This is a genomic window from Pseudoalteromonas tunicata, from assembly GCF_002310815.1.
Lineage (GTDB): Bacteria > Pseudomonadota > Gammaproteobacteria > Enterobacterales > Alteromonadaceae > Pseudoalteromonas > Pseudoalteromonas tunicata.
In genome coordinates this window covers 3,041,585-3,055,527 of sequence record NZ_CP011032.1, presented here as the reverse complement: position 1 = coordinate 3,055,527, position 13,943 = coordinate 3,041,585, and the positions used below count along the sequence as shown (strand labels likewise).

At 39.3% G+C, this 13,943-nt stretch carries 12 protein-coding genes; 5 read left to right on the top strand and 7 right to left on the bottom strand.

Annotated elements, in window-relative coordinates; translation table 11 throughout:
• Positions 1-5: 5 nt before the first annotated feature.
• The 3 genes from PTUN_RS13910 to PTUN_RS13900 all read right to left on the bottom strand — a co-directional run bounded on the left by PTUN_RS13910 (position 6) and on the right by PTUN_RS13900 (position 3,253).
• On the bottom strand, positions 6-1,022 hold the full coding sequence (locus PTUN_RS13910) for an aspartate carbamoyltransferase (protein WP_009837570.1): 1,017 nt from the start codon (positions 1,020-1,022) through the stop codon (positions 6-8).
• 99 nt (positions 1,023-1,121) lie between these two features.
• Positions 1,122-1,556 carry a CopD family protein gene (locus PTUN_RS13905; RefSeq protein ID WP_009837568.1) on the bottom strand — a complete coding sequence of 145 codons (435 nt, stop codon included), beginning with the start codon at positions 1,554-1,556 and terminating at the stop codon, positions 1,122-1,124.
• Positions 1,557-1,570: 14 nt separating this feature from the next.
• On the bottom strand, positions 1,571-3,253 hold the full coding sequence (locus tag PTUN_RS13900; protein WP_040643671.1) for a chloride channel protein: 1,683 nt from the start codon (positions 3,251-3,253) through the stop codon (positions 1,571-1,573).
• Positions 3,254-3,516: 263 nt separating this feature from the next.
• Between PTUN_RS13900 and PTUN_RS13895 the strand changes: the two genes are divergently transcribed.
• The 5 genes from PTUN_RS13895 to PTUN_RS13875 all read left to right on the top strand — a co-directional run bounded on the left by PTUN_RS13895 (position 3,517) and on the right by PTUN_RS13875 (position 10,068).
• Positions 3,517-4,182 carry a DUF6776 family protein gene (locus PTUN_RS13895; RefSeq protein ID WP_009837566.1) on the top strand — a complete coding sequence of 222 codons (666 nt, stop codon included), beginning with the start codon at positions 3,517-3,519 and terminating at the stop codon, positions 4,180-4,182.
• Between the two features lie 130 nt (positions 4,183-4,312).
• Positions 4,313-4,651 (top strand): iron-sulfur cluster insertion protein ErpA, encoded by a 339-nt coding sequence (gene erpA / locus PTUN_RS13890; protein WP_009837565.1) that lies wholly within the window; start codon positions 4,313-4,315, stop codon positions 4,649-4,651.
• 203 nt (positions 4,652-4,854) lie between these two features.
• Positions 4,855-5,946: an efflux RND transporter periplasmic adaptor subunit gene (locus tag PTUN_RS13885; RefSeq protein WP_009837564.1), complete on the top strand. Its 1,092-nt coding sequence runs from the start codon at positions 4,855-4,857 to the stop codon at positions 5,944-5,946.
• A gap of 2 nt (positions 5,947-5,948) precedes the next feature.
• Positions 5,949-9,023: an efflux RND transporter permease subunit gene (locus tag PTUN_RS13880; protein ID WP_009837563.1), complete on the top strand. Its 3,075-nt coding sequence runs from the start codon at positions 5,949-5,951 to the stop codon at positions 9,021-9,023.
• Between the two features lie 805 nt (positions 9,024-9,828).
• Positions 9,829-10,068 carry a helix-turn-helix domain-containing protein gene (locus PTUN_RS13875; protein ID WP_040643670.1) on the top strand — a complete coding sequence of 80 codons (240 nt, stop codon included), beginning with the start codon at positions 9,829-9,831 and terminating at the stop codon, positions 10,066-10,068.
• 46 nt (positions 10,069-10,114) lie between these two features.
• Here the strand turns inward: PTUN_RS13875 and PTUN_RS13870 are convergent, their stop codons facing one another.
• From PTUN_RS13870 to PTUN_RS13855, 4 genes are all read right to left on the bottom strand, one after another.
• Entirely contained in the window at positions 10,115-11,506 is a 1,392-nt protein-coding gene (locus tag PTUN_RS13870) for an AmpG family muropeptide MFS transporter (protein WP_009837559.1), read from the bottom strand.
• 66 nt (positions 11,507-11,572) lie between these two features.
• Positions 11,573-12,193, bottom strand: coding sequence for a peptidylprolyl isomerase (locus PTUN_RS13865; RefSeq protein WP_009837558.1), 621 nt, complete (start codon positions 12,191-12,193; stop codon positions 11,573-11,575).
• A 4-nt stretch (positions 12,194-12,197) separates the two neighbouring features.
• The gene (locus PTUN_RS13860; protein ID WP_009837557.1) at positions 12,198-12,749 is read right to left on the bottom strand and encodes a YajG family lipoprotein; all 552 of its coding nucleotides are present in this window, start codon (positions 12,747-12,749) and stop codon (positions 12,198-12,200) included.
• Between the two features lie 23 nt (positions 12,750-12,772).
• Positions 12,773-13,909 carry a methyltransferase gene (locus tag PTUN_RS13855; RefSeq protein ID WP_040643742.1) on the bottom strand — a complete coding sequence of 379 codons (1,137 nt, stop codon included), beginning with the start codon at positions 13,907-13,909 and terminating at the stop codon, positions 12,773-12,775.
• Positions 13,910-13,943 lie beyond the last annotated feature (34 nt).

Genomic DNA, 13,943 nt, shown 5'->3' with positions numbered 1-13,943 from the left:
GTCGATTAGCTGGTTTTTTTGTTGCTAAACCAAGGGACAGAGGTTTCGTGTTTTTCAACCAAATTTTCAACGCCAAGGGTTAGTGCAAATAGCGCCATACGGATCAGGACGCCATTTTGCACTTGGCGGAAAATTGCTAAGTTATCGTTATTATTTAAATCGTTATCTAACTCGTTTGCTTCTCCACGGCTATCGCGCGGCAGTGGGTGCATGAGTACAGAATTGGGTTTGCAATGTGCATTGTAAATCGCTTGGCTAATTCTAAAACCACCACGATATTTGTTGGCTTCTTCTTGAGATGGAAAACGCTCTTCTTGAATTCGTGTTTGGTAGACGATATCGGCCGCTAAATTGCCTTCCATTTTGCTCACTAGCTGAATTTCGTGTCCTGCATTGCTTACTGCATCAAGAATATAATTTGGCATTTGTAAGCCATCAGGTGCAACCATTGAAAACTTTACATTTTTGTAATGGCACAATAATTTTGATAATGAGTGCACAGTACGGCCATATTTTAAATCACCCACTAATGCGATGTGCATACCATCGATTTTGCTGTCAAAGCGGTTGAGCTCTTTTTCGATGGTTAATAAGTCAAGTAAAGCTTGAGTTGGATGTTCATTTGGGCCATCACCGCCGTTGATCACAGGCACCGATGCACCTGTTGCAAATGTTGCGACCGAACCCGCTTCAGGGTGGCGCATTGCGACTGCATCAGCGTAGGCCGAAATAACTCGTGCGGTATCATATAAAGATTCGCCTTTACTCAGCGCTGAGCTTTGCATGCCGGTTGTTTCACGCACTAAACCACCTAATAAATTAAATGCAGTGCCAAAACTTACGCGAGTACGCGTACTAGGTTCAAAAAATAGGTTGGCTAAAATCGCCCCTTCAAGCACTTTGGTACGCTTTTGTTTTTTTGCGTAAGGTTCCATTTTTTTTGCAACAGCAAAAATAGCCTCAATGCTATCTCTATTTAGTTGATTTACCGAAAGAATATTTTCGCCTTGAAAGTTCAGCATGTGGCTAATCCTAATGAACAAAGTTACGGGGAATTTTCGCGCGTAACTATAGCAAATTCACGCGCGGCTGTAGCTATAAATTTTATTGATTTTAACTTGTTATAACGCAGGTTTTAATATCGCTAAAAAAACAATGGCGAGCAAAATAAGCACCGGAAGTTCGTTAAAAATACGGTAAAACTTATGACTACGACGATTACGGTCGTGTTTGAAGTCGGCTAAAAGTTTAAAACAGTAGCCATGGTAAGCATATAAAATAATTACTAATACCAGTTTGTAGTGCAACCACATGCTGACTTTAAACCACTCTCGACCATATTCTGCAATCATCAACACGCCAAAAATGAGAGTTAAAATGGCAAAAGGGGTGACAAAAAATAGTAATTTTCGCTCCATGACTTTAAGCATCGCATGACAGTCTTTTTCGTGGTGCATGGCGTGATAAACAAATAAGCGAGGTAAATAAAAAATCCCAGCAAACCAAGCAATCATAAAAAAGATGTGAAGGGCTTTATAAATTAAAATTAAGCTCATGATGTCCTCAGTTTTTACAGCAAACTACTGCGAATAGTTAAAATATGGCGTATATGATCCCAGCGAATGAGGCCCATAATCTGTTTATTATCAAGCTTGTTATAAACATAAACAGCGCCGCCGCGTTTATCATTCAGTATGGTAAACACCTCCGCCAAGGTGGATTGGCTGGTCACACCTTGCAGCGGCACATATCGAATGCCTACTGTTTGCTCCGCCGTTAACGTTAAGTCATACTCTGCTAGGCGATAGCCATTTTCGTCGTCGTGAACAATTAGAGGAGTTTGCGCATCAACCGCATTGAGGGTTTGAGAAATTTGCTCTTTGTCGCTGCTATACAACAGTTTGAAGTTTTCTTCCATTTCATCAAGTACCCCTACTTTTTGCAGCGCTTCAACCGCAGGTGATACTTGATAAGCGAGGCCTTGAAATTCTAATTGTTGTAAAAAGATGGAGCGATTTTTAAAAAGCTGTAACGCCGTTACGTAAGCTGATGCAATCACTACAATTGCAGGCACTGTAATGGTAGGGCTTGATGTTAGCTCCATAACAGCAACAAGCGCGGCAAGAGGCGCGTGCAGTGTTGCGGCTAATAATCCTGCCATCCCAAGTACCGCATAAGTACCCACAACTTGCACTTCAGGGCTAATATAATGACCAAAAAAAGACATCATTGAGCCAATAATAACGCCAAGTCCAATAACTGGGCCGATGATCCCACCTGGGATCCCAAGTCCTAATGCGAAGATGGTCGCCAATAGTTTTGCGATAAAAATAGTTGTCAGCAGCTGAATGTCATCAGGAGATGAGACTGAAATCGCGATAGCACTCAAACCTGGTCCCATCGCTTGCGGTACTAAATAGCCAATGCCACCGGTGATCACTCCAGCAAGTAATAAACGGGGAAACATGCCTACTTTTCGAAAAGTGCGCATCACGAGCATTAAGTTTTGATTAAAGCTAAATGCTAAAGCGCCAAGAACCACGCCACATAAAATTAAATATGGAATATGCCAGCCAGATAAAGGGATCACATGGATCATTGATAACTCTGTTTGAGTACCAAAAACAAATTGGGTCGTTAAAGCACCGGTTACAGCTGCAAGCATAATAGGAACAAAAATGTGAATTTTGTATTCTCGCATCACCACTTCCATCACAAAAATAACCGCAGCAAGAGGTGTATTAAAAGAGGCTGCAATGCCTGCTGCTACACCACAGCCAGCTAAAGTACGCATTGCATTAAATGGTAAATGTAACCAAGTTGCGAGCACACTAGCTCCTGTTGCACCCATGTGAACAGATGGCCCTTCACGGCCAACCGAAAAGCCGCTGATTAGCGCCAATGCCCCACCAAAAAATTGATTGGCCGCATTCCAAATTGGCATATTACCGTAGTGTTGTTTGATGCGATGTAATACAAATGGGATGCCTAAGCGGTAATGCTTAAAACCGGTGAAATCAGCAAAAATAGCAATAAATAGCGCTGCCAAAATGGGTAAAGCAAAGCGTTCAAGCGGTGGCAGGTGGGCAAAATTATCGGTTTCCGGTAAAAACCAGCTTTGCACCGTTATGATTAATAAGCGAAATAGAATAATTAGCATGGCCGCAATCAGCCCGGCTGCTACGCCTAATAAACAAAGTTGTACAGATGTCTTTGGCTTAGCCAAACTACGCCTGAGCGTTTCAAGCGACATTGCATATTTCCACACATCAACCACAATCAAGAAAGTTTATCAGATAGATTTAGTTAAGTCGTTTTATTTTCTAGGTATTTAACCTCAACTTAGCACAATAAATCGAGTTCAAATGGCTCTTTGCAGTATTAATTAAGTTAAATTTTATTATGTGCACTAAGGAAATCGTGTTTGAGATCCTTTTAAATATCTCTTTATCTCAATTGGTTTGGGCCTTTTTAATCTAAGCTTTGATTACTTAATTAAAATGCTGGTGGAGTAAGATGAGTAAGTATTCAAAATTTGTTGCTGTATTTGTATTTATCGCATTAGTCTTTTTAATTGTTAAGCTGTATCAGCAAAATTTACATGGCGTGGGCCAAGCTGGGGTTGAGTTAGAGAAATTTGCTGAAATCGAAGCTCAGATGTTTAAATTACAGCATCAAATTAATTTGCAAGAAGCAGAACTTGCAATGGAAACTCAAGCCCATCAACAAACCACGTTACAACTTAATCAATTGACTAGTGAACTATTTGATTTACGAAAAGAGTTACTGGTTTATCAATCGATAATGGCTCCTGAATTAGTGAATGACGGGCTTGCGGTAATGGATTGGCAAGTAAGTGCTGTGTCAGAAAACGGCTATCAATTTAGATTTATGTTGTATCAAGCCAGCAGTGCCAAAAATATAAATCAGGGGCGCTTTACGCTGCAAATTGAAGGTGATCTTAATGGCGAATTAAAGCAATTTGATTTATTGGAACTGGCTAATTTAGCTTCCCCACACAATTTCAAATTTCGCTATTTTGCTGCAATAAAGGGGAGTGTGACTTTGCCTGAAGGGTTTAAAGCTAGCCAAGTTTCCTTAGATGCGCTAAAGCCGACCACACAATGGCAAAAGTTTGAACAGCTAAAACATACATTTACATGGGACCCTCATCCGTTATAAATATCTTTTTTATAATTATCAAAACACTGACCTAAATAGCTACAGTATAATTGAGTCGCTTGCAGTGAGTACTTGATTAAAACACTCGGGTATTAGATAATTTCACCATTGCCGTCTAGTGAGTTAAATAATGTCAGATCAAATTCCAATTAAGTTTACCGATGCTGCTGCTAACAAAGTAAAGCAACTGATTGAAGAAGAGGAAAATCCACAGCTAAAATTACGTGTATATGTTACAGGTGGTGGGTGTTCTGGTTTCCAATATGGTTTTACATTTGATGAAAAAACTAACCCAGGCGATTTAGAAATCGTTAAAAGTGGTGTGACATTAGTTGTTGATCCTATGAGCCTTCAATATTTAGTTGATGGTGAGGTTGATTATACCGAAGGCCTAGAAGGTTCTCGTTTTTTTGTTAATAACCCAAATGCGACTGCAACATGTGGCTGTGGTTCATCATTTAGCGTTTAGTATTAAATTAGCGACTGACTAATGATAAAAGCCACTGAATTAGTGGCTTTTTTTTTGCTTACAAATTATTTCAATTTATCACTTTCCATTCTGTTTAAACCTCGTATTATTTATTGAATATCAACAATAAATATTGGTAACCACTCAATAACGTAAAGCTTCTAAAGCCTCAATATCAGCGGTTATCAGCACAGGAGCACCCGATGCACCCTCTGTCTGGCATCAAAAAATCACTCGAAGAAAAGCCCTATATCATTTCAATTGTTATTTGCATTGCTATTTTTATTTGGATGCTGACAGGGCCATCTCAGGCTGAGCAATCAAACATTGCAGATGCTAAAAAAACGACATTGCCTAAAGTGAAGGTTGAGCGTTTAACAGCTGAAACTGTTTTTAAAACACTTTCTCTTTATGGTCGAAGTGAGCCAGATAAAATTGCAAATGTTAGTAGTTATGAGGTTGGCCAAGTTGAAGCTATTTTTGTTAACGAAGGTGAGTTTGTCACTAAAGGCACTGTCGTTGCTCAGTTAGAGCAAGGTGATTTAAGTGAGCGAATTGAGTCGGTTAAAGCGTTAATTAAACAAAGAGAGTTTGAATATCAAGGTGCAAAAAAATTGCAACAGCAGGGCTTGCAAGACCAAGTTGCACTGGCAAAAACCGAGACTGCTCTTGCTCAAGCTAAAGCTGAATTGGCAGGCTTAGCGTTAAGTTTAGAGCGTACGACTTTAAGCGCGCCATTTGCTGGGGTGATTAATCGCAGATTAGTCGAAGTAGGAGATTATGTTGGCCGAGGCGATGCGGTGTTTGAACTTGCCGACCTTGACCCGCTCATTATTCGTGCTGATGTAACTCAAGCCGAAGTTAAAAACTTAACGATTAACCAGCAAGTCACCGCCGATGTGTTTGAGCAATCTTCAACTCAAGGATTGATCCGCTATATCGCATCAGTCGCAGATAGCAATACTAATACCTTTCGAATTGAAGCTGCTTTTAGTAATCCTAACATGACACAAAAAGCAGGTTTTTCGGCGCAATTAAACATTAATGCCCAAGCGGTTGAGGCTATTAAGCTTAGTCCTGCATTTATGGCACTTGATGGCGAAGGTAACATTGGCGTTAAAAGTATCGATAGCCAAAACAAAGTTATTTTTAATCGTATTAATATTGTGAAATCGAGTGTTGATGGAATTTGGATGACAGGCTTAGGTTCGCAAGCTGACATTATTACTCTCGGCCAAGGGTTTGTGCGCATTGGTGATGAAGTTGAACCTGTTTATAGTAATGAGCAGGAGTAATTATGGGTAATTTGATTGATGCGGCTATTCATCATACACGCACTGGTTTATCGATATTTATTTTGTTACTTATTGCCGGTTGGGTGACTTACCAAAATATCCCCAAAGAAGCCAATCCAGATGTCACAATTCCTTTTATTTATGTCTCAATTGTTCATGATGGTATTTCACCTGAGGATGCCGAACGGTTGCTTGTACGCCCAATGGAAATTGAATTACGGTCGATTGAAGGCGTAAAAGAAATGAGCGCAGTGGCAAGTGAAGGTCATGCTTCAGTCACACTTGAGTTTTTAGCGGGCATGGATCCTAAAGAAGCCCTTGCTGATGTACGCGATAAAGTCTCGCTTGCAAAAGCAAAATTACCTTCAGAATCTGAAGAGCCTGAAGTACATGAAGTATTAATGGAAGACGAGCAGCCTACCATAACATTAACCTTATCGGGCAATGTACCTGAGCGTGGTTTGCTGACTCTTGCTCGCAATTTAAAAGATGAATTGGAGTCAATTTCAAGTGTATTAGAAGTTGAGATTGGTGGTGATAGAGAGGATATGGTTGAAATCGAAGTCGATCCTTTAGCGATGATTTCATACGGCTTAAAACAAAATGATATTTACCAGTTGCTTAGCAATAATAATCGCTTAATCGCTGCGGGTACGCTTGATACCGGGAAAGGTCGTTTTGCGATAAAAATTCCTTCAGTGTTTGAATCGATTCAAGATGTAATGGAACAGCCTGTCAAAGTCGTGGGTGATAAGGTTGTCCGTTTTATGGATGTTGCTGTTATTCGCCGTGCTTATAAAGACCCCAATACGATTGCTCGCATTAACGGTGAGTTAGCGGTATCGCTTGAAGTTAAAAAACGGGTTGGCGAAAATATTATCGATACTGTGAAACAAGTCAAAGCTGTGGTTGAAGAAACACGCACGCGCTGGCCTGATCATATCAAAGTTAATTACACCGGTGATATGTCACTTGATGTTGAGCAAATGCTTGCTGATTTACAAAATAATGTGCTTTCAGCTGTATTGTTAGTGGTAATTGTAATTATTGCTATTTTGGGCAGCCGCGCCGCCTTTTTAGTTGGGGTTGCAATTCCGGGATCGTTTTTAACGGGTATTTTAGTGATCTCGTTATTTGGCATGACAGTTAATATCGTAGTGTTATTTGCCTTAATTATGGCGGTAGGTATGCTGGTGGATGGCGCAATTGTGGTGACTGAATTTGCCGACCGTATGATGGGCGAAGGAATGCACCGTAAAAAAGCCTATTCTCTAGCCGCAAAACGCATGGCTTGGCCAATTATTGCTTCAACAGCGACTACACTTGCAGCGTTTGCCCCCTTAATTTTTTGGCCGGGTATGATGGGGGAGTTCATGAAATACTTACCTATTACACTAATGGCCACCTTAAGTGCCTCTTTAGTTATGGCGCTTATTTTTGTGCCGACCATTGGTAGTTTAATTGGTAAGGTCAAGCCACTTTCAGCCACGCAAAAACAAGAATTACTTAATGCTGAGGAAGGCGACTTAACGCAGTTACATGGTTTTATTGGTGGCTATGTTCGGGTGCTTGACCGAGCCATTAGGCATCCTTGGAAAGTTTTATTCGGCGCGATTGTATTTTCAGTATTCGTTTTTATTGGGTATGGCGTATCTAAGCTGGGGGTTGAGTTTTTTCCTGATGTTGAGCCTAATGGGGTTAATATTAAAGTGCGTTCCTATGGTGATTTATCTATTTATGAAAAAGACACCATAATGCAAGAAATCGAAGCAAAAGTGCTGAGTGTTGCAGGTATTAAAACGCTTTATTCATTAACAGGAGGCAAGGATTTAGTAGGTACGTTGCGTCTAAATTTAAAAGATTGGGATGAGCGAGAACCTGCAGACCAAATTATTGCCAAAGTGATGTCGTTAACTAGCACAATTGCGGGCGTCGAAATTGAGTTACGTAAAGATGAAAATGGTCCCGGCGGCGGTAAAGATTTATCAATAGAGCTTAGCTCTAAGTTTCCTGAAGTACTGAATCAAGAAGCAAGACGGATTCGCCAAGCCATTGAAGCTGATGGATCGTTCACGAATGTTGATGATACTGGCTCAAAACCGGGTATTGAATGGCAGCTGAAACTTAACCGCGCTGACGCTGCTCGATTTGGTGCCGATGCTGCCATGCTCGGCGCGAATGTGCAGATGATCACCAATGGTTTAAAACTCGGTGAATATCGGCCAGATGATGTAGATGATGAAATTGATATTCGAGTTCGCTTTCCTTTTGATAAGCGAGATTTAAGTCGTTTAGATACCTTACGAGTTAATACGCAATACGGCCAAATTCCAATAACTCACTTTGTAGAACGCCAAGCGGTGCAAAAAGTTGATTCGGTGCGCCGAGTTGACAGCCATAGAGTTGTGTCTGTTAATGCTGATATGAAAGTGGGGGAGTTGCTGAGCTTGGCATTGCCTCGTTTACAAGCGCAGCTTACAGAGCAAGGCCTCGACCCTAGAGTTAAGCTCAAAGTTCGCGGCGAAAATGAAGAGCAAAACGAATCCGAAACCTTTTTACAAAATGCATTTTTAGTGGCGCTTTTTGTGATGGGAATTATTTTAGTGACTCAATTTAATAGCTTCTATCAAGCTTTGCTTATTTTAAGTGCGGTTATTTTCTCGACCGTAGGGGTGTTTTTGGGTCTATTAATTTTACAACAGCCATTTGGAATTGTGATGTCTGGAATTGGTGTCATTTCACTTGCCGGCATTGTCGTAAATAACAACATAGTGCTGATAGATACTTATAATGTGCTCTGTAAGCAGGGGATTGAAGCTAAAGAAGCTATTTTAAGAACGGGGGCTCAGCGTTTAAGACCTGTATTACTGACAACGGTGACTACTATTTTAGGTTTAATGCCGATGGTTTTACAGGTCAATATAGATTTGTTTAATCGTCAAATTGATTTTGGAGCACCATCGACTCAATGGTGGGTGCAATTATCCACAGCGGTGGCCGGTGGCTTGGCCTTTGCAACCGTGCTGACATTGATTTTAACGCCATGTCTATTAGCGCTAAGAATCAAGAAACACTAATACACCTTTATAGCCTCTTGTAGCGTTCTACAAGAGGCTTATTTCTCTAATCTATTTGTACTATTTTGTTATCTGGATCATTAAAGTAAAAAAACCTAACAAGAAGGCACTAAATATAAGAATGTAAATAAACCCTTTTTTACCTTGTTTAAGGGGGATTTTGTTTTGCTTTAGAAAAAAGTACCACACAAGGCATAAAATAATTGGGAGCAGAAACATTAAGCGGATCATAAATATCTGATTACCATGTTAATTATGATTAATGATTTTTAGTATAACAGGTACTTTTAGATTTTTAAGGTGAAATCGCCTTCCTACTTGATAAAGCGCTCCTTTAACATTTTGAACTAGCACGAACAGGCTGCTTAATTAAATTGTTGAAATGTATTTTTGTATTTATGATTTAACTTTATTTAATAAAAACAATTAGTAAGATTATCTTTCTATCGTCAGGTTATAAATTTTCCGTAAATTCAAATTAAACAGTATTAAAAACCAACAAGTAAAATAATTATTTTATGCTAATATCGAAAATCGGAATTTTTTCGATTTAAAATTGAGTCGTTGATTTCGGAAATAACCTAGCTATTTTTTTGCATATTACATATTTTTTGTAATAAAAAAGAATTAAGCACCTAAATTAGGTAAAGGTAAAAAAAACGTCTATACCTAATTTGGGGCTTGTGTTTTAATAGCCACAATTTGTTTGATGTTTTGATTACAAAACGTTGAACATTTCGTTAAATGGGAAGGGGCATTCTCATTTAATTTAAAATAAACAACATTCATCTAGTAGGAGATGTATATGATGGGTAAAACTGTCTCGTCTGAAGAAAACGGACGTTTAACAAAATGGTTAAAAGATAAGCGCCAAGAGAAAGGTCATACAATGCGTAGCCTTGCTCAAATTTTAGGTACGCCGCATTCTTTTATCGGTAAAATTGAAAACCAAGAGCGTCGTTTAGATGTTGTTGAATTCATGCGTTATTGTTATGCGCTTGAAGTAGATCCAATTGAAGGTTTAGCGCTGCTTAAAGGCGAATAAGTTTTAAACAAGGATAAACCTAGCACGGATGCGTTATCTTTTAGCTCTAACGTCTACTTGTAGCATGAAAGTTCTTTTCAAGAATGTAGAGCTTCTTTCTTATCAACCACAAAAATAGTAACGATGGGATCACCATTAATGCAGTGAGCACAAAAAACAGTGCCCAATTGCCATTGAGCCAATCATCTATTACCACACCGCTATAGCTCGACAATACTGTTCTACCTAAATTACCAAGCGAAGCGAGTAATGCGTAATGTGTTGCTGTAAAAGCCCTATCACATAGCATTGAAATAAACGCCACCATTGCTACTAATGACCATGCTTGGGTAAAACCATCAATAATAATGGCTAAAACATAAAGGTGCTCTTTTGGCCCTTGAATTGCAATCACTGAAAACATCAAGTTTGATGCTGCCATCGCGATGCCACTAATCATTAATCCTTTCACTATGCCGTATCTATGGTTAAAAATACTGCCAAAGAATGCAAAAATAATTGTAATAATCCCAGTCCCAAGTTTTGAATAATTGGCTATTTGGGTATTGCTGAAACCTATTTCTTTATAAAAAACAATCGACATTCTCGCTAAAAAAGCTTCACCTATTTTGAATAAAAAGATAAAAGCTAGTAATGCCAATGCGGACTTAACGCCATTCTTTTTGAAGAAAACTTTAAAAGGTTCAATCAACGTTACCATTAACCATGCAATTGGTTTTTGTAAGGCCTTCAGCTGAAACTGAGAATTTGCCAGGGCGAGTTGGTAATTACGTTCCAGCTCTGCCTGGATAATATCGCGATTTGATGTAGGTTCTTTGGCAAAAAAGACTGCAAAACAGAGCAGTAGCATCAACCCTGTTAAAATGAGATAAACATCGGCCCATTGCCAATTAGGGAAGTCGGCAATATAAAATGGGATCGCACCGAGTAACGCATAACCAGACCACCAACCTGATGTAGCCATTGCTGCGGCAGCCGTGGTTTTATGGCTTTCGCTCTCGGCCAGGGTATCAATTCTAAATGCATCAATGGAAATATCTTGAGTCGCCGAAGCTAATGCAACTACAAAACAAAATAAAGCGGCTAAAAATAGCTGATCTTTGATTACCAGTTGGGAAAGTGAAAACGTCGCGAGCACAATCACTAATTGGCAAATAAAAATCCAACTACGTCTTTGGCCAAGCTTTTTATACAAAAATGGCAGTTTGATACGGTCGATAAGCGGGGACCATAAAAAGTTAATACTATAAACACCAAAAACAATGCCAAATAAGCCGATAGTACTGCGGCTTAAACCTTCGTCTTTTAGCCACGCAGACATCACAGAGCCAATTAGCACCCATGGAAAGCCGCTGGCCATACCAAAAATAAAAATATTAATTAAACGGCGATCTTTGAAATAAGAAAAGTATTCTTTGATTGAAAGCGTATTACTCATAAAAAATCTTATTATTGTTATGTTTGTATGCCCTCATTAGCAGTTATGGCTAATGAGGGAAATAAATTAATGAGCAGCTTCGACCATTTTTACATCCAGAATAACAACTGGAGTGACAGGGATAAACGAATAGCCAAGTTTTTCATTGTAATCTGTTTTTACTGCCATAATTTTATCAAGCGTTTCATAGCCATTCGTAACGCTGCCAAAAACAGCAAAGCCCCAATCTTTCCCTGGGTTTAAGTGGTCATTGTTTTCCATGTTAAAAAAGAATTGACGAGTACCTGAATGAGGTTTGCTGTCTTGATAGGCCATGGCAATAGTGTACATATCATTTTTTAGGCCATTGCCACTTTCATTAAATATTGGGTCGTTTTCGGCGATACCATTATAGTCGGTATCATAACCCCCGCCTTGGATCACAAAATCCTTTTCATTGACATCGTCTTTTTCAACACGATGAAAAACAGAGCCTTTGTAACTCCCATCCATCACGTAGGTTAAAAAGTTATTCACTGTGATAGGGGCTTTACTGCGGTCTAGCTCTATTTCAATAGCCCCTAAAGTGGTTGTGATTTGTACTTTTGGAAATAAATTATCTTTCTGTACAAATTTACCTTCGATAGCTGCGTAGCTAAAATTGGCCGTTAAAAGGCAAACAACAAATCCAAAAAGCTTTAATGGCATGGAATTAATCCTCTAAAAATTCTTTAAATTCAACGTCAGTTACCATACGGGAGATAAGTTGTTCTAACAAGGTATTAAGGTCGCTTTCTATTTTGGCTTTATCGTGAAGTAAAGGTCCTTCACCATGTTGGTCACCATTATAATATTTTGCAAATGTGCGCTGACCTTTTGTTACAATTAGTTCCAGCTCAATAATTGCTTCACTGCGATATTTAAGAGTCTGTTGTTTTACTATGGCTTCAAGTTGATGAATTTTGAGCTCAGCCAAGGTATTACTAGGATTTTTAGTGTTAGCACCATGGCGCTCAAGTGCAGCTTCGAAGCTACGCTGTAAGCTCGTTTGTAGATTGTTACTTGGTAATGTTGTAGTGCCATCAGCGGTTAATATTTTTAACGAGCTTTGTGAAGAGCGCGCATCAGTAACAGTTACGTTTAGGCTTTTAGCCACCAATTGATTGCCCACAGCCGTATAGTTAGGCTGAATGATGATTTGGCTTGGGCTATTTTGGCATGCTGCTAGGGTAAGAAGGCTGGCAGCTAGAATGATTGCTCTCATATTATTTTCCCTTAAATTAGTAATTAACGTTTTTTAGCGCTGAGTACGACAAATTTCTTGTTTGAACCTAATAAGCGGCAGTTCCCAAACAAGTGTTTAAGTTGTTCGTGGTAATCTAAATGGCGGTTGCCGACAATTCTAAGCTCTCCACCGCTGCGAAGTACACGGTGGCTATCTTCAAACATTTGACGTGCAATATGATCGGTTACAGCTTGCAGTTGATGAAACGGTGGATTACATAAAATTAAATCTTGGCTCTGTGTTGCTAAATCACTAAGGCAGTCGCCTTGCACAAACTGACATTGCTCTATTTTTTCAGCTAGATTTTTTTCTACGTTCAATTTTGCTGACGCAATCGCCATAAAAGATTCATCAATAAAGGTGAGTTTGGCACTTGCTAACGTTTGCAGTGTTTGCAATCCGATAACACCATTACCACAGCCTAAATCAACGACATCCAGCGGTTTTTGTCCATGCGGTAAATAGTTGGCAAAAAATCGTGCACCAATATCTAACGAGTCACGAGAAAAAACATTTGCATGGTTAAAAATGCTAAACGTGGTTTTTTCAAGAGGCCACTCAATAGGATACGGGCTAGGTTGTGCCGTTTTGATTAAATTGCTAATTACTAAACGCGATTTTTTGACCGCTAGACTTGTTTTTGTTGGGCCAATGAACTTTTCAAAATTAACTGACGTTGAATTGTGGATATCCTTGGTTTTACCTGCAGCAATAACAGGGGTCTTGAGCCTAACTGATTGACTGATGCTGGCTAATTGATGCGCTAAATAACCTAAGTTTTTTGGCAGTTTAATTAAGACTAAATCGAACTCACCTTCAATAGTTGATAAGCTATTGAGCTGGTTTAATAGTGTTTTTTCTAATTGATTTTGCTCAATATTGTGTAACGTTGCTTGATCTGCAATATACGAATCACTGACAGTTGTGCACTGTTTACCTTGGCTGATAAAGTAACAACTTAAGGCGCCAAAACTATCATTTAAAATTAAAATGTGTTCTGACTCTGGGTGGTGTTCATTCACATAATCAATTAGGTATTCATCGGCGGAATCCCATGCTTGTAAACTGCGATTGATTTGATCGAGTGGGAAACGATCGAGTGAAAATACTTTTGTGCCCAAAGTGGCTTGTGTCATCATAATCATATTGGATTAATTGCAAAGTGTGACTGAT

Coding starts and splice junctions, on each gene's coding strand:
- PTUN_RS13900 (WP_040643671.1), bottom strand. CDS start 3,253: ATGTCGCTTGAAACGCTCAGGCGTAGTTTGGCTAAGCCAAAGACATCT.
- PTUN_RS13860 (WP_009837557.1), bottom strand. CDS start 12,749: ATGAGAGCAATCATTCTAGCTGCCAGCCTTCTTACCCTAGCAGCATGC.
- erpA (WP_009837565.1), top strand. CDS start 4,313: ATGTCAGATCAAATTCCAATTAAGTTTACCGATGCTGCTGCTAACAAA.
- PTUN_RS13865 (WP_009837558.1), bottom strand. CDS start 12,193: ATGCCATTAAAGCTTTTTGGATTTGTTGTTTGCCTTTTAACGGCCAAT.
- PTUN_RS13870 (WP_009837559.1), bottom strand. CDS start 11,506: ATGAGTAATACGCTTTCAATCAAAGAATACTTTTCTTATTTCAAAGAT.
- PTUN_RS13855 (WP_040643742.1), bottom strand. CDS start 13,909: ATGATGACACAAGCCACTTTGGGCACAAAAGTATTTTCACTCGATCGT.
- PTUN_RS13895 (WP_009837566.1), top strand. CDS start 3,517: ATGAGTAAGTATTCAAAATTTGTTGCTGTATTTGTATTTATCGCATTA.
- PTUN_RS13905 (WP_009837568.1), bottom strand. CDS start 1,556: ATGAGCTTAATTTTAATTTATAAAGCCCTTCACATCTTTTTTATGATT.
- PTUN_RS13880 (WP_009837563.1), top strand. CDS start 5,949: ATGGGTAATTTGATTGATGCGGCTATTCATCATACACGCACTGGTTTA.
- PTUN_RS13875 (WP_040643670.1), top strand. CDS start 9,829: ATGATGGGTAAAACTGTCTCGTCTGAAGAAAACGGACGTTTAACAAAA.
- PTUN_RS13885 (WP_009837564.1), top strand. CDS start 4,855: ATGCACCCTCTGTCTGGCATCAAAAAATCACTCGAAGAAAAGCCCTAT.
- PTUN_RS13910 (WP_009837570.1), bottom strand. CDS start 1,022: ATGCTGAACTTTCAAGGCGAAAATATTCTTTCGGTAAATCAACTAAAT.